At 59.9% G+C, this 20,941-nt stretch carries 27 protein-coding genes; 3 read left to right on the top strand and 24 right to left on the bottom strand.

The window, feature by feature from the left end; all coding sequences use genetic code 11:
* Positions 1-114: 114 nt before the first annotated feature.
* On the top strand, positions 115-1,041 hold the full coding sequence (locus tag EPZ47_RS06195) for a LysR family transcriptional regulator (protein WP_053214485.1): 927 nt from the start codon (positions 115-117) through the stop codon (positions 1,039-1,041).
* A gap of 4 nt (positions 1,042-1,045) precedes the next feature.
* On the opposite strand, the gene EPZ47_RS06190 is transcribed toward EPZ47_RS06195, so the two are convergent.
* From EPZ47_RS06190 to EPZ47_RS06180, 3 genes are all read right to left on the bottom strand, one after another.
* Positions 1,046-1,408 (bottom strand): diacylglycerol kinase, encoded by a 363-nt coding sequence (locus EPZ47_RS06190; protein ID WP_135843983.1) that lies wholly within the window; start codon positions 1,406-1,408, stop codon positions 1,046-1,048.
* A gap of 72 nt (positions 1,409-1,480) precedes the next feature.
* Positions 1,481-2,134 carry a response regulator transcription factor ErdR gene (gene erdR, locus EPZ47_RS06185; RefSeq protein WP_135843982.1) on the bottom strand — a complete coding sequence of 218 codons (654 nt, stop codon included), beginning with the start codon at positions 2,132-2,134 and terminating at the stop codon, positions 1,481-1,483.
* Between the two features lie 212 nt (positions 2,135-2,346).
* Positions 2,347-3,093, bottom strand: coding sequence for a tRNA-uridine aminocarboxypropyltransferase (locus EPZ47_RS06180; protein ID WP_135843981.1), 747 nt, complete (start codon positions 3,091-3,093; stop codon positions 2,347-2,349).
* Between the two features lie 184 nt (positions 3,094-3,277).
* Here EPZ47_RS06180 and EPZ47_RS06175 point away from each other — a divergent pair, with 184 nt between their 5' ends.
* A complete protein-coding gene (locus tag EPZ47_RS06175; RefSeq protein WP_135843980.1) occupies positions 3,278-3,700 on the top strand; it encodes a PA3611 family quorum-sensing-regulated virulence factor in 423 nt (140 codons plus the stop codon).
* Here EPZ47_RS06175 and EPZ47_RS06170 read toward each other — a convergent pair whose 3' ends face one another.
* The gene (locus EPZ47_RS06170; protein ID WP_135843979.1) at positions 3,701-3,895 is read right to left on the bottom strand and encodes a hypothetical protein; all 195 of its coding nucleotides are present in this window, start codon (positions 3,893-3,895) and stop codon (positions 3,701-3,703) included.
* Positions 3,896-4,336: 441 nt separating this feature from the next.
* On the opposite strand from EPZ47_RS06170, the gene EPZ47_RS06165 reads away from it, so the two are divergent.
* Positions 4,337-5,455 (top strand): LOG family protein, encoded by a 1,119-nt coding sequence (locus tag EPZ47_RS06165; RefSeq protein WP_135843978.1) that lies wholly within the window; start codon positions 4,337-4,339, stop codon positions 5,453-5,455.
* Between the two features lie 46 nt (positions 5,456-5,501).
* Here EPZ47_RS06165 and recX read toward each other — a convergent pair whose 3' ends face one another.
* The 20 genes from recX to EPZ47_RS06065 form a co-directional block, all read right to left on the bottom strand.
* Entirely contained in the window at positions 5,502-5,969 is a 468-nt protein-coding gene (recX, locus tag EPZ47_RS06160; protein ID WP_135843977.1) for a recombination regulator RecX, read from the bottom strand.
* An 8-nt stretch (positions 5,970-5,977) separates the two neighbouring features.
* Positions 5,978-7,030: a recombinase RecA gene (gene recA, locus EPZ47_RS06155; RefSeq protein WP_079303629.1), complete on the bottom strand. Its 1,053-nt coding sequence runs from the start codon at positions 7,028-7,030 to the stop codon at positions 5,978-5,980.
* An 83-nt stretch (positions 7,031-7,113) separates the two neighbouring features.
* On the bottom strand, positions 7,114-7,614 hold the full coding sequence (locus EPZ47_RS06150; protein WP_135843976.1) for a CinA family protein: 501 nt from the start codon (positions 7,612-7,614) through the stop codon (positions 7,114-7,116).
* A 70-nt stretch (positions 7,615-7,684) separates the two neighbouring features.
* Positions 7,685-8,221, bottom strand: a complete 537-nt coding sequence (locus tag EPZ47_RS06145; RefSeq protein ID WP_135843975.1) for a lysis system i-spanin subunit Rz — start codon at positions 8,219-8,221, stop codon at positions 7,685-7,687.
* Positions 8,203-8,766 (bottom strand): glycoside hydrolase family 19 protein, encoded by a 564-nt coding sequence (locus tag EPZ47_RS06140; protein WP_135847956.1) that lies wholly within the window; start codon positions 8,764-8,766, stop codon positions 8,203-8,205. Before EPZ47_RS06140 ends, EPZ47_RS06145 begins: the two co-directional genes overlap by 19 nt.
* 22 nt (positions 8,767-8,788) lie before the next feature.
* On the bottom strand, positions 8,789-9,223 hold the full coding sequence (locus EPZ47_RS06135) for a phage tail assembly chaperone (RefSeq protein WP_135843974.1): 435 nt from the start codon (positions 9,221-9,223) through the stop codon (positions 8,789-8,791).
* A 13-nt stretch (positions 9,224-9,236) separates the two neighbouring features.
* Positions 9,237-10,148 (bottom strand): gp53-like domain-containing protein, encoded by a 912-nt coding sequence (locus EPZ47_RS06130; RefSeq protein ID WP_135843973.1) that lies wholly within the window; start codon positions 10,146-10,148, stop codon positions 9,237-9,239.
* 117 nt (positions 10,149-10,265) lie between these two features.
* Positions 10,266-10,826, bottom strand: a complete 561-nt coding sequence (locus EPZ47_RS06125; RefSeq protein ID WP_135843972.1) for a tail fiber assembly protein — start codon at positions 10,824-10,826, stop codon at positions 10,266-10,268.
* A 7-nt stretch (positions 10,827-10,833) separates the two neighbouring features.
* A complete protein-coding gene (locus EPZ47_RS06120) occupies positions 10,834-11,934 on the bottom strand; it encodes a phage tail protein (protein ID WP_135843971.1) in 1,101 nt (366 codons plus the stop codon).
* Positions 11,935-11,967: 33 nt separating this feature from the next.
* On the bottom strand, positions 11,968-12,477 hold the full coding sequence (locus EPZ47_RS06115; RefSeq protein WP_135843970.1) for a phage tail protein: 510 nt from the start codon (positions 12,475-12,477) through the stop codon (positions 11,968-11,970).
* Entirely contained in the window at positions 12,474-13,637 is a 1,164-nt protein-coding gene (locus EPZ47_RS06110; protein ID WP_135843969.1) for a phage tail protein, read from the bottom strand. The genes EPZ47_RS06115 and EPZ47_RS06110 overlap by 4 nt, the downstream gene beginning before the upstream one ends.
* Before the next feature lie 11 nt (positions 13,638-13,648).
* Positions 13,649-14,248, bottom strand: coding sequence for a YmfQ family protein (locus EPZ47_RS06105; protein ID WP_135843968.1), 600 nt, complete (start codon positions 14,246-14,248; stop codon positions 13,649-13,651).
* Positions 14,236-15,276 carry a baseplate J/gp47 family protein gene (locus tag EPZ47_RS06100; RefSeq protein ID WP_135843967.1) on the bottom strand — a complete coding sequence of 347 codons (1,041 nt, stop codon included), beginning with the start codon at positions 15,274-15,276 and terminating at the stop codon, positions 14,236-14,238. The genes EPZ47_RS06105 and EPZ47_RS06100 overlap by 13 nt, the downstream gene beginning before the upstream one ends.
* Positions 15,266-15,664, bottom strand: coding sequence for a phage GP46 family protein (locus EPZ47_RS06095; RefSeq protein WP_135843966.1), 399 nt, complete (start codon positions 15,662-15,664; stop codon positions 15,266-15,268). The genes EPZ47_RS06100 and EPZ47_RS06095 overlap by 11 nt, the downstream gene beginning before the upstream one ends.
* Positions 15,664-16,173, bottom strand: a complete 510-nt coding sequence (locus tag EPZ47_RS06090) for a phage baseplate assembly protein V (RefSeq protein ID WP_135843965.1) — start codon at positions 16,171-16,173, stop codon at positions 15,664-15,666. The genes EPZ47_RS06095 and EPZ47_RS06090 overlap by 1 nt, the downstream gene beginning before the upstream one ends.
* 117 nt (positions 16,174-16,290) lie before the next feature.
* Positions 16,291-17,331, bottom strand: a complete 1,041-nt coding sequence (locus EPZ47_RS06085) for a phage baseplate assembly protein (protein ID WP_135843964.1) — start codon at positions 17,329-17,331, stop codon at positions 16,291-16,293.
* A gap of 3 nt (positions 17,332-17,334) precedes the next feature.
* Entirely contained in the window at positions 17,335-18,573 is a 1,239-nt protein-coding gene (locus EPZ47_RS06080; protein WP_135843963.1) for a DNA circularization protein, read from the bottom strand.
* Positions 18,560-20,134 (bottom strand): phage tail tape measure protein, encoded by a 1,575-nt coding sequence (locus EPZ47_RS06075; RefSeq protein ID WP_135843962.1) that lies wholly within the window; start codon positions 20,132-20,134, stop codon positions 18,560-18,562. The genes EPZ47_RS06080 and EPZ47_RS06075 overlap by 14 nt, the downstream gene beginning before the upstream one ends.
* A 130-nt stretch (positions 20,135-20,264) precedes the next feature.
* Positions 20,265-20,561 carry a phage tail assembly protein gene (locus tag EPZ47_RS06070; RefSeq protein ID WP_003198316.1) on the bottom strand — a complete coding sequence of 99 codons (297 nt, stop codon included), beginning with the start codon at positions 20,559-20,561 and terminating at the stop codon, positions 20,265-20,267.
* A complete protein-coding gene (locus tag EPZ47_RS06065; RefSeq protein WP_024618254.1) occupies positions 20,558-20,905 on the bottom strand; it encodes a phage tail tube protein in 348 nt (115 codons plus the stop codon). The genes EPZ47_RS06070 and EPZ47_RS06065 overlap by 4 nt, the downstream gene beginning before the upstream one ends.
* Between the last annotated feature and the right edge of the window lie 36 nt (positions 20,906-20,941).

Genomic DNA, 20,941 nt, shown 5'->3' with positions numbered 1-20,941 from the left:
ACTCCTGGGGAATGATGCCTGCGTCGTTAATTTGCGCAATTGCATCGCATTCTAATGGCGGCGACAATATCTGTTAAATGGATTATTAAGATAAGGGTTATCGGTTATATCGATATGCGATTTACTCTCCGTCAACTTCAAGTCTTCGTCGCCGTCGCTCAGCAAGAGAGTGTGTCCCGTGCTGCGGGCCTGCTCAATCTGTCGCAGTCGGCCGCCAGCACCTCCATCACCGAACTGGAGCGCCAATCCAGCTGCCAATTGTTCGACCGCGCCGGCAAACGTCTGAGCCTCAATGCCCTGGGCAAACAGCTGCTGCCCCAGGCCGTGGCGCTGTTGGACCAGGCCAAGGAGATCGAAGACCTGCTCAATGGCAAGTCCGGTTTCGGCTCACTGGCCGTCGGGGCCACGTTGACCATCGGCAATTACCTGGCGACCCTGTTGATCGGCGGTTTCATGCAGCGCCACCCGGAAAGCCAGGTGAAGCTGCACGTGCAGAACACTGCCAACATCGTGCACCAGGTTGCCCACTATGAAATTGATCTGGGTCTAATAGAAGGCGACTGCAGCCATCCGGATATCGAGGTGCAGAGCTGGGTCGAGGACGAACTGGTGGTGTTCTGCGCCCCTCAGCATCCGTTGGCCAAGCGCGGCCAGGCGACCATGGAGGAGCTGACCCATGAAGCGTGGATTCTGCGTGAGCAAGGTTCTGGCACCCGCCTGACCTTCGACCAAGCCATGCGCCACCATCGCAGCGCGCTGAACATTCGTCTGGAGCTCGAGCACACCGAAGCCATCAAGCGCGCCGTGGAGTCCGGCCTGGGGATTGGCTGCATCTCCCGCCTGGCCCTGCGCGATGCCTTCCGCCGCGGCAGCCTCGTCGCGGTGGAAACTCCGGACATGGACCTGGCGCGGCAGTTTTATTTCATCTGGCACAAACAGAAATATCAGACATCGGCCATGCGCGAATTCCTCGAACTGTGCCGAGCCTTCACCGCTGGGGTCCAGCGCAGCGACGAAATCGTGCTGCCGGCCATTGCCTGAGGCGTTAAAGCAGAATAAGGCCCCACACCAACGCAATCATCGTCAGGGCGAGCAACTGGGCAGCGCTGCCCATGTCCTTGGCGTTTTTGGACAACGGATGAAGTTCCAGGGAAATTCGGTCGATGGCCGCCTCCACCGCCGAGTTGAGCAACTCCACGATCAGCGCCAGCAGGCAGACCGCAATCAGCATCGCCTGCTCGACACGGCTGACATCCAGAAAGAACGACAACGGAATCAGAACGACGTTGAGCAGGACCAACTGGCGGAACGCCGCTTCGCCGACAAAGGCTGCACGCAACCCGTCCAAGGAATAGCCAGAGGCGTTGAGGATGCGTTTCAGGCCGGTTTGGCCTTTAAAAGGTGACATAGAGTGGGCAACTGATCGAAAAGGAGTGGAGACGCTAATTCAAACCCGGTCAAAAAAGCGTGAACAAGCGCACTAAGGCTGCGGTGAAATTGACTCAAGTTGTTGCAGCAACAAAGCCGCCTGGGTCCGGGTGCGCACGTTCAGTTTACGAAAAATAGCCGTCACGTGGGCCTTGATGGTGGCCTCCGACACACTCAGCTCATAGGCAATCTGCTTGTTCAGCAAGCCTTCGCAGACCATGGTCAACACCCGGAACTGCTGCGGTGTGAGGCTGGCCAGCCCTTCGCTGGCGGCCTTGGCTTCCGCGGATACGCTGACCGCCTCGAACGCCTGGGGTGGCCAGGATACGTCGCCATTGAGCACGGCTTTCACAGCCTGCTGGATATTTTCCAGGGAGCTGGATTTAGGGATGAAACCGCTGGCGCCGAATTCACGGGCCTTGACCATCACCGAGGCCTCTTCCTGGGCCGACACCATCACCACGGGGATCTGCGGGTATTGGCCACGTAACAGCACCAATCCTGAAAAGCCATAGGCACCCGGCATGTTCAAGTCCAGCAGCACCAGGTCCCAGTCGGCCTTTTCAGTCAACCGGGCTTCCAGTTCCGCGATACTGGCCACCTCCGTCAGCCGGACATCCGGGCCCAGGCCCAGGGTCACTGCCTGATGCAACGCGCTGCGAAAAAGCGGGTGGTCATCGGCAATCAGGATTTCGTATGTGGCCATTTTTAAAATGATCCTGTTTTTAATGGCAGGCCCGATACATTCGCGCCTCGCCAAACAACTCAAGACACCGCCATGCAGCGATATCCACAGGGGCACGTTCAACGCCAAACACGGCGTTTCAAACTTCGGCCGCACCCTGGTCGGCGCCAAGCATGCCCAGCGAAGCCGGGGTGGTCAAGCAGCACGGCCGGCCCTGTGTGCAGTATGGGCCACTATTGGGCCAATACTGCTTGCGCGGTACGGATAAAGGGCTGCAATTCGGCGTGGGCCGGGGTCGATATATTGACCTCCTGCTGGCGTTTGGCGCCTAGGTAGTGCTGGCTGAACACGTCGAAATAGGCATCCAGGGCCGACGCGGCGTCACTGTCCCCTGCCAGTTCCAAGCACAACGCCGCTACTTCGGCGGTGCACAGGTGCTCGCTGCGGGTCGAACGGCGCAAGCGGTAGCGCGACAGCTTGTCGGGCAGCAGGCTCAGGATCGGCAAGCGGTCAAAATACGGGCTTTTACGGAAAATCTTACGCGCCTCCGTCCAGGTCGCGTCCAGTAAAATGAACAGCGGACGCTTGCAAGGATCGAGATCAACCGTGTGGGTGACTCGCGATGGCTCGACATATTCACCGGGAAATACCAGGTAGGGCTGCCATTGCGGGTCATTGAGCAGCGCCAGCAGTTGCTCGTCGACTTCAGTGCGCGACCAGATGAACGCATGATTGTCGCGCACCACGTCAGCTATCAGCCAACCGGTGTTGCTTGGCTTGAACACTTCCTTGTTGGTCATGATCAGGCAAACCCCGGAACGGGTCTCGACGCTCGGCCGCCAGGCGCACAGGCAATGGCTCTCGATCACCCGGCAGGCGCTGCACCGGGGGGCGCGCCAGCCACGGGCCTGAATCGGCTTGATACCTTCATCGATGCGCTGGTCGCGCAGGCGGGCGACGGCGTTAGGGGCATGGTTCATCGTGGGCAACGCCGACAGACAGGAAAACTCGACACGAACAACACTCGGCAGGGCAAGAAAGGCCGGCAGTCTACCAGAGCGCGCAAGCCTGTACCGTCCGCCCGGGCTCCCCTATAATTTCTCGCCACTGAACGCACAGTCATGTGATCGGTCGAACCACCAGTCACTGAACCAGGAGAGTTTCATGCTGCGCCTTATCGTCCCTACCGTTGCCGTTCTGCTGGCGACGTCCCTCAGCGCTCAGGCTGCTTCGCTGAAAGAACTCGAACTGAACAAGATGCTGCAGAACGTGGCCACGCAAAGCAGCGTCGGCACGCCGCGGGCGATCAGCGAAGATATTCTTGACCAGGGTTACACCGTCGAAGGCACCGAGCTGATCAACCACCTCAGCGTGCAAAGCAGCCATGCCCAGAAAATGCGCGCTGACCCCAAGGCTGTTTATTTCCAGTTGGGTTCCACGGTATGCACCAACCCAGGCTTCCGCAAGCTGATGGCCAAGGGTGCCACCATGCGCTACGAGTTTACCGAGGTTAAAACCAACCGCCCGGTCGCGACTGAACGCTTCCAGGAATCGGACTGCCCGAAACCGGCCAAGACCAAGAAGTAATCAACCCGCGCGTGCGCGTCGCTGCTCATCGTCGGCGCGCAGTTCCGCCACCAGCGCCTGCAAATAACGCGAGCGCCATGCCCGGCCTTCCAGCCGGCGGTAGCATTCCTCCTCAAGACTTACCCGATTGGCCTGAGCCGCTTCCAACAGCATCAGGTGCAACTGACTGTCGAGTTCCAGAGTTACCCTGGTCATCTCTCCCGCCTCCATGCCCGATCCGTTTCAATCCATCGCGTGGCGCCCAGCCCTGAGCGCCGCATCACATTGGCACGCTTGTTATCAGTAAATCAGAGCGGCGCGAACCCGGTCGCCAATCTGACGAGCGGTGGGGTCCTTCAGCGGTTGCCAACGGTCGCTTTTGAGCGCCATGATCAAGGCTGCGAAGATCAGCTAGATTCAGAAGTACCTCTTTTCATCGGGCAGAACGAGGCTGCCCTGCCAGCACCTTGCCGTGTGATTGTTTTTCATCCAAGGGATAAACAGAACCTGTTGGATGGCTTGATCGCTTTGCTGCAGACCGCGTCAAGCCAGGTCGAACACCCAGGCATGGGCCTGGGCCGACAATGACACACGGAGTGTCGTGGCCCTGACGAATCTCTCGTTCGGGCCAGGGTTCTGTTAAGAAGGAGAAGTTGAATGCCTTATAAACCGAATGACCTGCTCAGTCGTCATTTTGAGAACCATGGCCACGACCTCACCCGCAAGGTCGAAGAGCAACTCAACCTGGTATCCCCCAACAGCCCCAACCTCCCCATCTACCGCGACATGATCCTGACCGTGCTGCGCATGGCCCAGGAAGATCACAACCGCTGGAATGCCAAGATCACCCTGCAGGCACTGCGGGAACTGGAACATGCATTCCGCACGCTCGAACAATTCAAGGGGCGACGCAAGGTCACCGTTTTCGGCTCGGCTCGCACGCCCATCGAGCACCCCCTGTATGGCCTGGCTCGAGAGCTGGGGGCGGCCCTGGCCCGTTCGGACATGATGGTCATCACGGGCGCCGGCGGTGGCATCATGGCTGCCGCCCATGAAGGCGCGGGTCGGGACCACAGCCTGGGATTCAACATCACCCTGCCTTTTGAGCAGCACGCAAACCCGACCGTCGAAGGCACACCGAACCTGTTGCCGTTCCACTTTTTCTTTACCCGCAAACTGTTTTTCGTCAAGGAGGCCGACGCGTTGGTGCTCTGTCCAGGCGGCTTTGGCACCCTAGATGAAGCACTGGAAGTCCTGACACTGGTGCAAACGGGTAAGAGCCCGCTGGTACCGGTGGTATTGCTGGACGTTCCTGGGGGCAAGTTCTGGCAAGGCGCCCTGAACTTCATCCGTGAGCAACTGGAGGAAAACCGCTACATCCTACCCACTGACTTGAAACTGATGCGGCTGGTGTACAACGCCGAAGAGGCCGTGGAAGAGATCAACCAGTTTTACCGCAACTTCCACTCCAGTCGCTGGCTCAAGCATCAGTTTGTGGTCCGCATGAATCACAAGCTCAGCGAACAGGCGCTGCAGCAGATGCAAGTGGACTTTGCCGACCTGTGCCTGAACGATTGTTTTCATCAGCACGACTACAGTGGCGAGGAACACGACGAAGCCCAGTTCAGTCATTTGACGCGACTGGCATTTACCTTCAACGCCCGCGATCACGGCCGTTTAAGGGAACTGGTGGATTACATCAACCTGCCGGAAAACTGGGCCCAGCCCACCCCTGAACCTCGCCCCCTTACATGGGAGCCGATCAAGGTAACCTGAGCCCATAAAAAAACGGCCCGCTATCGAAATAGCGGGCCGTTCTTGTTTAATCATCCATGCCTCGACCGCTGAACAAGCGGCTAATCATCTCCATGGAATAGCCTCGATACGCCAGGAAACGCCCTTGCTTGGCGCGTTCTCGTGCATCGATGGGCAAATGCCCTGAGAACTTGCGACGCCAGGTGTCCGTCAATTGCTCCTGCCAATCGATACCACTTTCGCGCAGGGCCAGTTCTATATCCGGGCGTTGCAAGCCTCGTTGGCCGAGCTCCTCACGAATTCGTAACGGACCATAACCGGAGCGGGCGCGATAAGAGACAAAACTCTCAAGGTAGCGGGCTTCCGATAACAGGCCCTCTTCCGTCAAACGGTCGAGAGCCGCATCGATCAACTCATCGGGAGCACCGCGCTGACGCAGTTTACGCGTCAGCTCGACCCTACCGTGCTCGCGCCTGGCGAGCAGGTCCATCGCGGTTCGTCGCACCGCGACGAGGGTATCGAGTACGACGGTCATCGAATCGATCAGATGTCAGCGTCAGCCAGATCGTCTGCAGTCTCGCGGTTGGCCACTGCCTTGACGTCTGCCACCGGGCTCAGCAGTTTGTCACGCAATTGCTTCTCGAGGGCTGCGGCAACTTCCGGGTTGTCCGCCAGGAACTTGGCCGAGTTGGCCTTGCCCTGACCGATCTTGGTGCCGTTGTAGGCATACCAGGCGCCGGATTTTTCGACGAAACCGTGCAGCACACCCAGGTCGATCATCTCGCCATTGAGGTAGATGCCCTTGCCGTAGAGAATCTGGAACTCGGCCTGACGGAACGGCGAAGCCACCTTGTTCTTCACAACCTTGACGCGGGTTTCGCTGCCGACAACCTCATCACCTTCTTTCACCGCGCCAGTACGGCGGATGTCCAGACGGACCGAAGCGTAGAACTTCAGCGCGTTACCACCCGTGGTGGTTTCCGGGCTGCCGAACATCACGCCGATCTTCATACGGATCTGGTTGATGAAGATCACCAGGCAGTTGGCGTTCTTGATGTTACCGGTGATCTTGCGCAAGGCCTGGGACATCAGGCGAGCCTGGAGGCCCACGTGCATGTCGCCCATTTCACCTTCGATTTCAGCCTTTGGCACCAGCGCCGCCACAGAGTCGACGATGATCACGTCAACCGCATTGGAACGCACCAGCATGTCGGTGATTTCCAGGGCCTGTTCACCGGTGTCCGGCTGGGAAACCAGCAGGTCATCGACGTTGACGCCCAGTTTGCCGGCGTATTCCGGGTCCAGGGCGTGTTCGGCGTCGACGAAGGCGCAGGTCGCACCAGCTTTTTGAGCCTGGGCGATCACGGACAGGGTCAGTGTGGTTTTACCGGACGACTCAGGACCGTAGATTTCAACGATACGGCCTTTTGGCAGGCCGCCGATGCCCAGCGCAATGTCCAGGCCCAGGGAGCCGGTGGAGATGGAAGGAATAGCCTGACGGTCCTGATCGCCCATACGCATTACGGCACCCTTGCCGAATTGACGTTCGATCTGACCCAAGGCCGCAGCCAAGGCTTTCTTCTTGTTGTCGTCCATTAAAGTCCTCACGTAATCAATAAGGCCTGACGGCCAACACCTGTATAAGTAGCCAGTATTATTCCACAGCGATTACAGATCGCCTACCCCTGATTTGAGATTTCTACAGCGGCATGTTGTAACAGCCCCTCTAGCGCGGCCTTCACCGTTTGTCGGCGGACCTCATCGCGGTTGCCCGAAAAGAATCGCAGCTCACTGGTGACCGTCTCGCCAACGCCCCAGGCGAGCCACACGGTGCCCACCGGCTTGTTCGGCGAACCACCGTCCGGCCCCGCCACGCCGCTGACCGCCACGGCAAAACGCGCCAGGCTCTTGTGCTGGGCACCCCGCACCATGGCCTCGACCACCTCGCGGCTGACCGCCCCCACCGTCTCGAACAACTCGCTCGGCACATTCAACTGCTGAGTCTTCTGGCGATTGGAATAGGTCACATAACCGGCCTCGAACCAGGCCGAACTCCCGGGAATCCGAGTGATTGCCTCGGCAATCCCGCCGCCGGTGCAGGACTCAGCCGTGGTCACATGGGTATTGAGCACCTGCAGGCGCCTGCCCAGTTCAGCAGCCAGTTCGGTAATGTCGTCCATGAAGCTCTCCTGATTCGACGCAATGAGGCCTACCGTACACGAGCAGTCGAGGCTTGCAAGGCTCGCCGGATTACCGACCCAGCGCCCTGATATAGGCCTGACAGGCCTGCAAGGCAATCAATCCGCGATCACCGGCGTCGGTGATGGCGATAATTCGTTGAGCATGCGCCGGGTCAAGTCGGGCACGTGGGGCACCATGATCCACGTCGCTGGCGCGGGTGGTGGCAGGCACTGCACAACCGGCGGCGACATCGTCGGCGTCGAGGAGGACTGACAACCGGACATCGGCAGTAGCAAGGCGATCGCGCAGGCGATCCTGGTCACGTTGGGCATCGCTCAAGGCTCGGTAATGGGTTTGTTCGCTGGCAGAGAGTTGTTGTTCCAGGGCCAGGCGTTTGTCGTGCTCGGCCTTTTGTTGCAAGGCTGTCGCCCGGGTCATTTGATTCAGGGTGTCAGCCTGGGACTGGGCCATCTGCGCCAACTGTCGGCCATAACGCCAATCCTGAAGCCGCCACGCCAGCACCGCCGGGCCACCGGCCAACAGCGCCAGCAACACGACGACACCAAGGCTGCGTATAGAAAAAGGCATCAGATCGAAGGCTGGCATAACACCTCCTTCGCCCGCGCCCACAATTTCAGGCGCTCCTCCAGACCGTTCAAGCCACCATTAATACGCCGGGTGATGCTGTTGAACTGGTCGCGATCGGCCAGCTCGTTCAAGCCGTTCTGCTCCCAGAACCACGCCGCGGATTGCGCCGCCCATTGCGGTTGCTCAAGCAGTTCAGGTAACGCCAGCAAGCGTTCATCACCAAACAGCCCGAGGCTGCAACGAAGATAGTTGTCGTGGCCAGTAATTTGAATCAGTCCGCGGCCACGATACTTCTGACCGTCACCGTCGGCCTGGGGCGTATTGCCCAGGCGAGCGGCCAGCGATCCCGTATCGTATTTGCTGAGATATTGATCACCGCCGAGCTCGCGTACATAGCGCAACTGTCCGGATTCGTGCCCGACCTGCGCAAGAAAAGCGGCGATGCGTTTAGGCGTTTCGATACGGTAGCGGGACATGGCGCTGTTAAGCGCGGAAACAAAAACGCCCGCTAGGCTGCGGGCGTTGGGCATGATTTTGATGAGTTGCTGTTGAGTAACATCCATGCTCAGACCATCGAAAACAGGGTTATTGAAGGTGCTCGGCGAGCCAGAGTGGCGCGACTGGACGATGTCCAGCAGCAGGGAAGAACTCATCCTGCGGCCAGTCCCTGAGCTCACGGCGATAAGCCTGGAGTTCTGTGTATTGCGTCTGGTCCAGAGTGGTAGCGCCTCCGTCATCCATTTCGTCGCGATCCCGGATAACCAGGCGGTCCGTAATAGAGAGCTGCGCATCACGCCATTTTTTTTCGCTGGCCCCTTGTAGCGTAGTTCTATCAACCGGTAGGTCCGAAAGCACCGGTCGTCCCCTCCCGTCCGACTCGATACATTTATTTAAAAAAGGCGCTGCAAATAACTCTCGATATACCTCCTCGGAGATTTCAATCGCATCCTCCGGAAGGTTTTTAAAGTGGTCAACGGAATTATAAAAGCCCCCCGTGGACGGAGCATAAAAAATCAACATATTTGTTCCCCTATCAATAGCCGAACGCACGCCATATACCAGTCCAATTTGAGTAGGCACCGTTATAGTCCCGCCCATAAAGTCTGAACTGGCTCAGCGAACCGGTGGACACTCCAAATGAAGCACAGGTGGGTCCCCCATCCGTCACCACAATATTCCTCACTGCATTAGGGAATGACATCGGGTATGTCACCAGAACCCCGTTAGCATCCGTGCCGCTGGAGGCAACCCCCCATTGCTCGATGACGTAGCCCGTCGGGCTCGTAGTATCGGGAATTCGTTTCCAACCATTGGGCTGCAACGATGACGACGACATGGCCGAATACTTCAACGCCACGGTTCCGCCTATCAAACGCCATTGACTATTGATTTTGATGAATTCCGCCGTCTCCCCCAGTCCGATACTGATGGCCCCCTGCGCTCCATTCGACGCGTTTAGCGCGTCAGCAGCGGACACCGTCGAAACGGTTACAACTCCTGTCCCCGCGTTGACAATCTTAAGTGTGGCGCCATGCAGGATTCCCGTAGTAACCGGCAGTTTGGCGGTGACCGGCGCATTGCTTGCAAAACTTACGATGCCTCCTACATCCGAGAGCGTCAGCGAGGCGCTGTTGCTATAAACATTGAACCCGGCGTACTGCATTCCGCTGCGAACCACAAACTCTGTAGTCGCAACGGTTTTATCATTATTGAATTGCGGGGCAGTCAGGAACAATTCACTGCCCCTCAAAGCCGTGAGCAACTGATTGTGAATGTCTTCCGACGGCGTTGTTCCGGCAGCTTGAATAACACTAAGCAGCTCTTGCGTGACACCATTACCCCAACTGGCGGGAATCAATGATCCCGGCGTACCTGTCAGTGGATCTTCATCCACGAACCGGCCATTCATCAGGCCCGCACTGGGCACACTTTTGGGATAGTCCAAGTTATTCTCCTTTAAATTTCAAACGGTCGGAAACGGCAATAGGAAGCCTCGCCCGCTGACTCGTACCAACAGCGCCTGGAAAAATGAGCGTTTTTAGCCGTCCAACCTGTAGCCGGTTTAAACAGCTGACTCAGGCACGACCGGCCAGGTGATGTCGCTTGGGAAACCGATTTGATGCTGAATGCGGTTCAATTCGACGCTGTAGAGTTTCCACTCCATCAACGCCAGTTGTTCTAGGTCACTGGCATCGCCGATGTCTTCGGCGTACTGGAAGGGAGCGATTTTCTGAACCGCGTCCCGCAGCAGTTTGTCGCGCTTGGATAACGCTTCGCGCTTGAGATCGGCCAGTTTCAGCGTTTCATCAAAGATCCAGGCGTTATCACGCCAGACGTAATAGTTACCCGGCCAAGGCTCGGCGGTGTACATCTCCGGCAACTCGCCGAACTCGGTCCATTGCAGATGAGCACCGTTGTCCTTGCGATAAACCGAACCACGCCAGTCCACCATCTCTCGCGGAACGCCGTTCACCATGACCCATGAATGGTGCTCTTGAGCAGCAGGTAACTGGAAGGAAAGCTGGATGCCGTTACTTGGGATTTGAATGCCCATGCCGGGGGTTACGAAAAGTTCTACCGGGCCAGAGAGAACACCGGAGTCGTCAAACAGGTAAATAAACATATTGGCCTCAGATCAGCTTGATTCGGGCGGGATAGGCGATGTTCCTGGGGCGGGTTTCAGCGCTGAACGTCCCGATATTGCCTACAAGTTCTCCACTGGAAAAGAAAAGTGGATTGGGGTACGTCGTACCGACTATCCCCGTTGCAGGAGCAGCATTAACGTCGCGAGTCACGTCCCAAGAACCATCAGCAATACCAGGCCCCGGACGATTAGCACTACCCGAACTGGTGGGCAAAAAGTGGTTGTGGCTTTCAAGGGCATCCATTTGTCTGCTGCCCGCCGAACGATCAACATCCACCCCTCGGGCCTCATCCAATACGCGCAAGAACTCGCCACGAATATCGGGAAGTCGAAAGGTCGTCGCACCGTCACCGCTGGTCCACGCACCTTCGTTCCCCGCTCTGGCAGCTTCGGTCACCAGCGCACCGGACGATTGCGCAAAGTCCCACAGCCACGGCCAATCGCCACGCACCAGCAAATTACCGTTAAGCACCGCATATCCGCCGGGGATAACCTGGCGCGTGCTTTCGAAAGAAATGCGTCCCAGCGCCGTCGAATCAAAGCGACTCACCGGCCACCAGCCCCCCGCCTCATCGCTGCGCAAATGCCACCAGTCACCGCTACCCATCAGCACCATAAATGGATAGCCACTGGCTGACAGGTGAGTATGGAATCGGATCTTGTCAGTTCCGGCGGCGCGCACCGTCAGACGGTTACCGCTGTTATCCACACGGCGCACAATCACATCGCGAACACCAAGCGCCGCGTTAGCCGCTGGCAGGGTCACAGTGTTCACGCCCGCACTTGCATCGATCAACACAAGCCCCAGCTCATCGGTTGTCAGCACCTTTGAAGCGGTTAATCGCGTAATCACCGAACGCATCGGGCTGCTGCGCCCAAGGATGGTTTGCAAGGCCTTGATCAACTGCCCGGTGTCCACTTCGGAGGGTGTCATGCCGGCAGCCGAAATCACGCTAAGGATTTCCTGGGTGACGCTGTTGCCCCAGACCGCCGGAATCAGCGATCCAGGCGTGCCGGCCAGCGGATTTTCATCCACGAATCGGCCGTTCACCAACCCGACGCTGGGAACGCTTTTTGGATAGTCCATGTTTTATTTCTCTACATGAGATAAGGAACGCAATTACGCCTGGAGGCGTAGCTCACGGATGACCGCAAGCACGTCATCAGCGGCTTTGGTGGCAAAATCCGCTTTCCCCTTCGCCAGATGCGCATGAATTTGCGCCTTGGCTTTTAGACGTAGCTCGCGAAGCGCCAGCAGGTTCGAATCGAACTCGGCGGCCTTGGCGAGAATCTGCTCTGCCGCCTGCCTGGCTGTTCGGCCTTTTACGACCCCTGCGGAAACAGCCAGGGGGACTGCCTTTTTCGGGTAGCCCTCATCCTTGAACGCCTGAGCCTCGCGGGCGGCTTGTTGGTACTCCAAGGCCCGTAACGAATCGCCGGCCAAGGCGCGACGAGCGCCGTCTGCAGCCGCATCAACTTTGGCGCACAGCCGTTCGCCTTCGATACGCAGCCACTCAGCGGAATTTCCTTCGCTGAGTACCCATCTACCGTCCTCCCAAATATGAGCAGCGGATGGCGGAGCCGGACGCAGTTCATCATCGTAGTGGTGCAGTTCTTGAATGACTTTCATCGGATCAGTTCCCAAGACAGATGGACATTGACTGCGTTTGTAAAATTGACGGCGATACCCAGGCTGTAATCAGTTAGCGCCTGGTGCCCCTTGATCCCCATGCTCAATAGCAACTCGTCACTATCGGCATTGGTGGCGCCCAATGTGTGCTCGGCCTGAAAGCACTGCCACAGCGAACGCAACTCGGCATGATCAAAACAGGCCGTAATCGTAGAGACCGTCACGTCGCTGATGACGTTGTTGGAAGACAGCACACACATGTACGGACTCGCAGGGTTGGTCCAGCCCCCCGCTTGGTTGCTGATACTTTGTAAAACAGGCGACAGGTAGCTGTAGTTGCCCCCAACCCAACCGGCCTGGGCAAAGGCCAACGAGGTCACTGTGTTCGAGGACGGCGTGGGGTTGCCTGTAACGAGCCGCGCGGCACGCGCATGCGGATCAAGCGGCAAATACACCACGCCAGTGCCATTGACCGTCTGGGTCCAGCTCAACCGCGCACGGTTGTAAATTGAGCGAATTGTAGGCAAGGCCCCCGGCACCCCGGTCAACACCCAGGCCAGGCACATATCCAACGGTGTGGATTGGAATCCACCGCCAGAAGCCCCATTTACAGTGCCCTTCAGCGACTCCGGGGCGACGTCGTAGAGGCTTCCACGCTGCATGTAAAACGTCAGCCCATCCCCCGTCACCTGCGCTCTTAAAAAATAGCCGGAGCTGGGCAATAAATCAGCGCTGCTCCAGGCCGAAGTCACATAAGTACGTGATCGGCCCAACCGCCCACTCACGACCTCCTGACCGATGCTGATGTACGCGCCTGCCGGAATCGAAACTCGCCCGCCACTGGCTGATACAGCTGCTGGCGTTATTGGCAGACGTGCATCGGCTGTGGCGATAGTGGGCAGAGGCAAGGCGGCAAGCGGTAGAGCCAGGTCCTGGCTCCAGCCCTTCGCAGTTACCGATTGGATCGCTTGGAGCAACTGATCGTGTTGGGTTTCATCCGGGGACAACGCCCCCGCCTTGATGACATTCACAATTTCCTGGGTTACCCCGTTCCCCCAAGCCGCCGGAATCAACGACCCCGGCGTCCCGGTCAATGGGTTTTCATCCACGAACTTCCCATTCACCAGCCCGGCGCTGGGCACACTCTTCGGATAATCCATCTCTCTACTCCCTAGTCATAATTGATGTGAACCTTCGTATGCGCCGGTGCACTGCGATGAATCAGGCACTCCAGAGCCGACCCCGGATTGACGCCAAACCGCTCCCCCCAATAGCTCGCGCCAAAGCGTCGGCCCAGCAGCAGGCGGCCGCCGGTGTTGAGGGTCCACATGAATTGCGCCTGCCAGGTGCCGAAGTGGGCCTCGCCGAAACGGGCGCGGCCCATGCGCGGTGCCTTGAGCTCGGTGATGGTGGCGTTGGGATAACCCTGGCTCCTGGCAATCTCCACGTAATAGGTGATGGCCTGGCCGCCCACCGCCAACAGGCGCCGACGTACCGCCAACCGGCGATCGTCATACAGCGGCGTGGCGCCCAGACACGGATCAGGCAGGTTCATCACCCGCTCCCAGTCCGGCACCAGCTCACTCACTCCCGCCGGGTCCATTTCGTGGAGCAGGTCGGCGGCGCGGGCGTCGAGGCGGGCTAACTCTTGGGCGATGCCTTCAAGTACTTCGTCCAGTTCCGGCACGCGCTCCGGATCCCACGCCGGGCCGCTGGGCAGCAGGCTGCGCAGCTGGGCCTGGTACTGTTCGGCGGTTCTTATTCCAGCCATACGCAGCCTCCGAAGGTCAGCAGTTGATTGCTGGCCGCCACTACATCGGCACTCGGCGCAGTGAGTTTGTGGTCGGTTTCGCCGGTAGCACTGCTGATGGCTTCGGCGATGTGGGTCAGCAACAGGGTTTCGCCAAGACCGGCTTCGCGGTTATGCAAGTCGCGCAGCTGGGCTTCGATGGCCGCGCGCACGGCGCTGGTGTCCGGGGTGATGCGCAACCGGTAGGTCACGGGGACCTGGGTCGGCGCCAGCACATGCACCTCGGCGGTCACCGGGCGCAGCGGTTCGATATAGGCGCGGACTTCCTCCAGTTGCTCGGCATTGGGAATCGGCTGCGGGTCGTCGTCACGCATGACGAACAAGCCCACGGTGCCAGGGCCCAAATAGCTGCCGCGACACCAGGCGCGGGTGATACCGGGACATTCCAAGGCCCAGGTTTCATAGTCCTGGGCCGAGCCGCCATGGGGGATGATGCGATAGGAGCGGATCACCCGCGCCCGCAGGGATTCGAGGCTTTCCCGGGCGACACCGCCGGTCAGTCCTGGGGCCAGCACAGTGAAGCTGCTGCCGATGCCGAGAATCGGTTGAACTGGCGTCAACACCAGGCCTGCGTCGGCGTTGCCCAGGCTGCCGGCGTCCAGCGCGGCAATAGTGGTGCTGTTCAGGCCGTTGCTGGTGGTGCGGGCGTTAGTCACTTTGTAGCTGCGACCATCGCTGGATTGCAGCAGCGTGTCGACATCCAGCACCGCGCCAGCGGTGGCGGTGAAGCTGACGCTGCCGCTGGCCACCTGGGCCGCTTTACGCGCCTGGTTCAGGCGCAGGGCGGCGATGCGTTCCAGAGTCGATTCGTCGGCCTTGTCCGGCAGGATCTGCTCGGCGATCCAGTCCAGGTAGCCATACAGGCCATAGGCGGCGCCGCCAAGGGTGCGGGCCAACACTTGGGCATCGGACTGGCGCAGCGAATCGCTGGCCAGGTCGCTTTGGGCGCGCTTGATCAGCACCGGCAGCGAAGGGGTTTCAAACGGCATAGGTCACCTGCCAACTGTTATCGGGGTTGATGTCCAGGCGCTCGCCGTCGGCCAGGGTCAGGACCGTGCGCAGGTTCAGGCGCTGGGCGTCGAGGCGTTCACTGATGATCTCGATGGCCCGGCAGTGGCCGTCGTCGATCAGCCATTGCAAGGCTTCACGGGCATAGAACTCGGCGTCGAGTTGGGTCTGGCGGGTCAGCTTGACCCGGCGCAGGAGCCACAGCCGCGAGCCGATGCGGTCGTCGGCGACCGTAGGAAAGGTGTCGCCCCACCAGCCGAAACGTTCGTCGTCATCGACGGCATCGTCGTCAGCGGCGCGGCGCCAGCTGAACAGGCTGATCAGCACCGAGCGAGTCAGCGCGGCGTGCAGGTTCTGGCTGATGAACATCACTGGCCTCCCGCCGGCGCGCCGGTCTGCCCGTTGCCGGCCTGAACGCCGACATGCACGTGCTTGATCTGGCTGATACCGGCGGCGATCTGGTCGCCTTGGGAAACGAGTTTGCCGGTGTGGTTGATGACCGGGCTGTCAATGTTCACCGCGTTGCTGGCGCGGATGTTCAGAGTCACGGTGTCGATGTCGATCACGCGGCCACGCTTGAAGTGGATCTTGTCGCCCTCGTCGGTGTAGATCGCCACTTCGCCAGGGGCCAGGGCCTTGAGGCGGAAACGACGGTCGGCGACCACCAGCACCACGGCATGGGAGCGATCACCGCCCAGGAACGTGGCGATGCCCTCGGCGCCGGCCAGTGGATTGCTGGTGAAGCCGTAGGGTTCGAAGTGCTCCATGTCGTCGTTCACTTCGCCGGCGGTGAGGCGCATTTGCAGCGATTGCAACTTGGTGGCCGAATTGGCGAGCACGACAGTGCCGCGCGCCAGGAGGCGGGTCAGTAGGCTCATTGGGTTTCCTTCGGAATCGGGCAGAACAGCAATTTGGCGGCTACCCCGGAACAGCGTGGGAGCGAGCTTGCTCGCTCCCACAGGGGTTGTGCAGTGGCCGAGGGGTTGGCGTTGGGCTCAGGTTTTGGGTGGCGTCGGGTTCGCGTCGAAGGTGTGGGGGGGGGCGACTTGCAGGGTGGTGATGGAGCCTTGGGCGGACAGCGACCAGGTCACTTTGGAGATCAGCATGTCGCCATCAAAACCCAGCACCGGGTCGATCACCCGCACCAGTGTGTTGTGTCGCCACAAGTCGCCATTGGCCTGGCGCCAGCCTTGCACACGGTAGGTGGTGGTCTGGGCCTTGCCGGTGCGGATCGCGCTTTCCCAATCGGCCCGTTGCTGGGCCAGTTCGAAAGTCAGTTGCGCGCTCTCGCTGATCACCGTCACCCGCTTGCGCTTGAAGCTCAAGTCAGTGGAGGTGCCGCAGACTTCGCTCACCGCCGCCCCGCTTTGCTGGTCATTGCCCTTGTGCTGACCGATGACCCGGTATTCGGAAAACACTTGGCTGTAGTCCATCGCTGCGTTGCCGGAAAGAATGTTCTTGCCCAACTCCAACACATCACTGGCCCTCCCGCCGCTGCCGGGTTTGGCCAGTAGCACACGTCCTTGTGCGTCGTCAGTGGAAAACACCCGGAACAACGTCAGCAAACGGTCGATGGATTGAAAGACCGTTTCCCCCGGGACGATGCTGTGCTCACTCAACCGCGCGGTTTCCGGAATTTCGCTGATCACCCCCACGCCATATTGAGAAGCCAGGGCCTGGACAATGCTCAGCACCGTTTGCCCGCGCCATTGGCTCGGGCGATTGATCGCCGCGCAATCCACCAGGTCCTGGGTTTTGGAGCCACCTTCAATGCTGAGGCTGATCTGGCGTCCGTCGTAGCTGACCGGCGCCTTGAACACATAGCCGCTGAGCACTAGGTCGGCACCGATGCGCACCTGGCACTCATCGCCCGGCCGAATCGGCACCGATTGCGTCTGCCCCGGCCATTGCCAGGTGATGTCGAGCTTGAATGTGCGGAACTGGCGCTCCAGGTCCGCACTGATTTCCACGCTTTTCCAGCCGCCGTAATCCAGCCCGCCGACAGTAAGCGAGACAGCGTTGTCGTGCTCATTCATGGCTTACTCCCCCGAGACTTTCAGGTCGTTGGGCGGCAGGAAACCCGGATGGGCTACACCGTTGCGCTGGGTCACTTCAGTCACCCGGGTGGCATCGGCAAACTGCTGATACGCCACCACCAACGCCGGCAAGCTTTGCTTGAACGACAGGTTGATCAGCCTTACGCCCGACGACGCTACCGCCGTCAGGTGCGCGGCCATTTGCTGACGCAGGCTGTTCAGCGCCTGGTAGTGATCCGGATCGGCCTTGAGCGAGGCTTGCCAGATGGCCTCGTTGAGGGCATCGCGCAAGGCCAGGACATCATCGGCCACCGGCACGTCCCGACGCTGGACCGGTTGCACCGCCTGTTGCGCCACCGAGGGTGTAGCGCCCAACTTGACCGCCGGTGCCGCCACCGGCATCGCCGCAATCCATTGCGCGGCCTGCACCAGTAGCGTGTCCTGCACCAGATCGGCCACGGCCTGGGCCGCCGCCGTGGTGTCCTTGCCGGTGGTGAGCTTGGGAGCGTCGGCCTGACGAATCGCTTCCACCTGTTGCGACACGCTGGCAATCACGCCGCGATAGCCGTCACGGGCAAAGTCTTTCAACTCCCGGATGTCACCCAGCAACCCCTTGAACTCGGCGACCACTTCCTTGGGCAGCTCTTTCACCGCCTTGACCAGATCGCTGAGTTGCCGATAGGTCTCGATCAACGGCTTGAGCTCTTGCTCGATCACGCCGTAGACCTCCTTGAGACTATTGCGCAGGTCAGCGATGCCGATCCGCGCGGCCTTGATCAAGGTCATGGCGTCCTCGAAACGCCGCACCGCCGAACCGAGGAAGCTGTCAGCCGAGACCAGCAACAGTTTCTGGCTGTTGATCGCGGCCGAGGGGAATTGCAGTGGTCGGTCGGGGTAGAACTTCAGGGCGAAGGTCACCAGCCCGCCGTCCTGGCGGGTGTGGGTCATGTCGCATTCACCGACCTTGACCTGCAGACGCCCCAGCCACGGATGCACCAGTTCGCCGCTGCCCTGCTCCAACGCCTTGAGCAACTTGTCGCGCTGCTCCAGGCAATCGGGGCCGACAATGAATGCAGTCAGCTCATGAATCTTCGCTTGCTGGCCGAGCCCTTCGAAGAACGGCTGGTCGCGCTGTGGGTACTCGTGCAACTGCCCCTTGTGGCCGACCGGGGTTTTCGCCTGATCGACCCAGAACCCGACGCCACGAAACGACGCCGGCAATAAACGATCACGCCAGCTCATTGGAACCTCCTGTGGACAGTGAGCGATAGCCGATACGCGAGCTCACCGCCAGGGCCGGCTGATTGGTCTGTGGTGGATCGGCGCGCAACCCGGCCGGTGCATTTTCGAAGCGCACGGTCAGGCCGCCTTCGAGCTGCGTGCGATTGTTCGCGGCGCTTTGTTGCACCAGGGCACTGGAGGTTTGCGGCAATGCGCCCGGCGCCAATGCGGTCTTCGCCGGCAGGTTGCCCGGCGTTGGCGCAAGGTTGGAAGACAGGCCCGCAGGCGGTTCACTGGCCCCGCCAAAAAACGCCGGCGCCAGCTCACCCTTGCCTTCGGCGTTGGTCTTTCGCTGCGCCTCGGTCAGCCCTTCGACCTTGCCGGTGAAGGTGGTGATGATTTCGCCGAAGCCACCGTTGAAGAACGCCTTGATCGGCGCGATCACGCCCTGCAGCTCGTCCCACCATTGAGTGAACCACTCACCCACCGGTCCCCACTGTTTGATGAGACCCTCGATGGGCGACCAGTCGAACAAACCGCTGAACACCGCCAGCATGATCGACACCTGATTGCGAATGCCTTCCCAGATCCCGGCGAAGACTTCACCGATCGTGCCCCAGTTGGCCATGATCAGCCCCAGCGGCGTCCAGTCGAACAGGCCTTTCAAGGCGTCCATCACCGGCACGGTCAGGGCTTTGAGCAAGTCCCAGATTGCCGCGAACAGACCGCTCAGTGGCGCCCAGTTGGCGATGATCAAACCCAAGGGTGACCAGGCGAACAATGTTTGCATGAAGCCAATGATGGGGGTTGCCGCCGCCACGATCACGTTCCAGAGTGCGCCAAAAAAGCTGCTGATCGGGCCCCAGTTGCTGATCACCTGCCCCAGCGGGGTGAAGGCAAACATCGTCTTGAAGAACTCGACCATCGGCATAACGATCGGCGCCAGCTTCTGCCAGAGTCCGGCGAAGAACGCCGAAATCGGCGTCCAGTGGGCGATGATCATGCCTGCCGCCAAGGCGATGCCCATGGCAATCAAGCCAATGGGGTTCATCTTCAAGGCCAGGTTGACCACTTCCAAGGCCTGACTCGCACCGCTGACCGCCGTCTGGATCGCATTGAACGCCACCACACCTGTCGCCAGCCCCTGCACCAGTTGCGGGTTGTCCTGCAGCACTTGAGCCACACCAGTGACCATCGGCTGCAAGCTGGCCGCTGCCGCGTTGATCGCCGGCCCCAGCGCCGAGCCGAACTGCACCGATACATTGCTGATGGAAGTCTTCAATCCATCCAGGCTCTGTGCCGCCACACGCGGCGCTTCAGGCGCCTCCAAGCTGCTGGCCGCCACGTTCGCCGCGCCCACTTCACCTTTGAACGCCTCTGCTGACTTGAGCCCTTCCACGAACGGCTTGACCAGGCCGCCGTCCGGGAGCAGCGCGGAAATATCCAGGCTGCCCAGGCCCGTGGCATCGAGGTTCTGCTTGAAGCTCGCGACCTTCGCTCGAAGGTTGGCGAGCTTGGGGGACAGCTCGTCGATGCCAGTCAGCAGCAGCGCTTTTTTCTCTACCTTTTGTGTGTCTGCCATCACTGCACCTGCTGCATCGCATTGATCCGTTGCGCGTGCTCCAGGGATTCGCGGAGCACATCCAGTGGCCTGGCCATCATCTGTTCGGGGTCAACCTTCCAGAACCAGGCCAGGTCATAGGCGGCGGCGATCAGGTCGCCGATGGCTGCGACGCCGCACTCATGAAAAAACTCGCGACGGCCCAGCTCAGCGCGTTGAGGTCTGCCAGATCCAACTGGTTGACCGACGACGGTGGGATACCCGCGCAGACTGCGATGTATTTGGCCGCGACATCCATGTCCAGGCTCACCTCCTCGCTCTTGTCGATCTTGTACGGCAGCGCCTTGATCGCCCGGACTTCCTGCACCGTCGGACGGCGCAGGGTCAGTTCGCTCACAGGCTCGCCGTGGGCCTCGATGGCCACGCGCAGTGTCACAACATCGCTCATTGCCAGGTCCCCTTGATGCCTTCGAACTTCAGTTCGATGGCGGCGTCGTCACCTTTGGAAACCGGCTCTTCCACCAGATAGGCGCCGGCCAGCACGTAGACTTTGCCGTTGTTGAATTCGCAGGTGACGGTCATGTCGGTGCCGGCCACCAGTTGCTTGAGCGGGAAGTCAGCGGTGTGCAGCGCCGTCACCTTGAAGGACGGGGCGATGTCGGTTTCCTTGTAGAAACCTGGTACGACGGTTTCGCGTTTGGTGAACATCAGTGGCGCTTCGCAGCCGCCATTAATGGTCAGTTGAGCGCCGTCCACTTTGACGTAGCAGGTGCCCGCAATCAGTTGACCCATGGTGTTTCTCCCTTCAATAAAAAGCCCACGCGAGGT

Origin of the sequence: Pseudomonas viciae (genome assembly GCF_004786035.1) — a bacterium.
GTDB lineage: Bacteria > Pseudomonadota > Gammaproteobacteria > Pseudomonadales > Pseudomonadaceae > Aquipseudomonas > Aquipseudomonas viciae.
Note: the sequence above shows the minus strand (reverse complement) of the source record. Positions and strands in the feature narration are given on the sequence as shown.

What these genes read in the sequence shown, in the direction of transcription:
- EPZ47_RS06195 (WP_053214485.1), top strand. Translation starts at nt 115, where the DNA reads ATGCGATTTACTCTCCGTCAACTTCAAGTCTTCGTCGCCGTCGCTCAG.
- EPZ47_RS06190 (WP_135843983.1), bottom strand. Translation starts at nt 1,408, where the DNA reads ATGTCACCTTTTAAAGGCCAAACCGGCCTGAAACGCATCCTCAACGCC.
- erdR (WP_135843982.1), bottom strand. Translation starts at nt 2,134, where the DNA reads ATGGCCACATACGAAATCCTGATTGCCGATGACCACCCGCTTTTTCGC.
- EPZ47_RS06180 (WP_135843981.1), bottom strand. Translation starts at nt 3,093, where the DNA reads ATGAACCATGCCCCTAACGCCGTCGCCCGCCTGCGCGACCAGCGCATC.
- EPZ47_RS06175 (WP_135843980.1), top strand. Translation starts at nt 3,278, where the DNA reads ATGCTGCGCCTTATCGTCCCTACCGTTGCCGTTCTGCTGGCGACGTCC.
- EPZ47_RS06170 (WP_135843979.1), bottom strand. Translation starts at nt 3,895, where the DNA reads ATGACCAGGGTAACTCTGGAACTCGACAGTCAGTTGCACCTGATGCTG.
- EPZ47_RS06165 (WP_135843978.1), top strand. Translation starts at nt 4,337, where the DNA reads ATGCCTTATAAACCGAATGACCTGCTCAGTCGTCATTTTGAGAACCAT.
- recX (WP_135843977.1), bottom strand. Translation starts at nt 5,969, where the DNA reads ATGACCGTCGTACTCGATACCCTCGTCGCGGTGCGACGAACCGCGATG.
- recA (WP_079303629.1), bottom strand. Translation starts at nt 7,030, where the DNA reads ATGGACGACAACAAGAAGAAAGCCTTGGCTGCGGCCTTGGGTCAGATC.
- EPZ47_RS06150 (WP_135843976.1), bottom strand. Translation starts at nt 7,614, where the DNA reads ATGGACGACATTACCGAACTGGCTGCTGAACTGGGCAGGCGCCTGCAG.
- EPZ47_RS06145 (WP_135843975.1), bottom strand. Translation starts at nt 8,221, where the DNA reads ATGCCAGCCTTCGATCTGATGCCTTTTTCTATACGCAGCCTTGGTGTC.
- EPZ47_RS06140 (WP_135847956.1), bottom strand. Translation starts at nt 8,766, where the DNA reads ATGGATGTTACTCAACAGCAACTCATCAAAATCATGCCCAACGCCCGC.
- EPZ47_RS06135 (WP_135843974.1), bottom strand. Translation starts at nt 9,223, where the DNA reads ATGTTGATTTTTTATGCTCCGTCCACGGGGGGCTTTTATAATTCCGTT.
- EPZ47_RS06125 (WP_135843972.1), bottom strand. Translation starts at nt 10,826, where the DNA reads ATGTTTATTTACCTGTTTGACGACTCCGGTGTTCTCTCTGGCCCGGTA.
- EPZ47_RS06120 (WP_135843971.1), bottom strand. Translation starts at nt 11,934, where the DNA reads ATGGACTATCCAAAAAGCGTTCCCAGCGTCGGGTTGGTGAACGGCCGA.
- EPZ47_RS06115 (WP_135843970.1), bottom strand. Translation starts at nt 12,477, where the DNA reads ATGAAAGTCATTCAAGAACTGCACCACTACGATGATGAACTGCGTCCG.
- EPZ47_RS06110 (WP_135843969.1), bottom strand. Translation starts at nt 13,637, where the DNA reads ATGGATTATCCGAAGAGTGTGCCCAGCGCCGGGCTGGTGAATGGGAAG.
- EPZ47_RS06105 (WP_135843968.1), bottom strand. Translation starts at nt 14,248, where the DNA reads ATGGCTGGAATAAGAACCGCCGAACAGTACCAGGCCCAGCTGCGCAGC.
- EPZ47_RS06100 (WP_135843967.1), bottom strand. Translation starts at nt 15,276, where the DNA reads ATGCCGTTTGAAACCCCTTCGCTGCCGGTGCTGATCAAGCGCGCCCAA.
- EPZ47_RS06095 (WP_135843966.1), bottom strand. Translation starts at nt 15,664, where the DNA reads ATGTTCATCAGCCAGAACCTGCACGCCGCGCTGACTCGCTCGGTGCTG.
- EPZ47_RS06090 (WP_135843965.1), bottom strand. Translation starts at nt 16,173, where the DNA reads ATGAGCCTACTGACCCGCCTCCTGGCGCGCGGCACTGTCGTGCTCGCC.
- EPZ47_RS06085 (WP_135843964.1), bottom strand. Translation starts at nt 17,331, where the DNA reads ATGAATGAGCACGACAACGCTGTCTCGCTTACTGTCGGCGGGCTGGAT.
- EPZ47_RS06080 (WP_135843963.1), bottom strand. Translation starts at nt 18,573, where the DNA reads ATGAGCTGGCGTGATCGTTTATTGCCGGCGTCGTTTCGTGGCGTCGGG.
- EPZ47_RS06075 (WP_135843962.1), bottom strand. Translation starts at nt 20,134, where the DNA reads ATGGCAGACACACAAAAGGTAGAGAAAAAAGCGCTGCTGCTGACTGGC.
- EPZ47_RS06070 (WP_003198316.1), bottom strand. Translation starts at nt 20,561, where the DNA reads ATGAGCGATGTTGTGACACTGCGCGTGGCCATCGAGGCCCACGGCGAG.
- EPZ47_RS06065 (WP_024618254.1), bottom strand. Translation starts at nt 20,905, where the DNA reads ATGGGTCAACTGATTGCGGGCACCTGCTACGTCAAAGTGGACGGCGCT.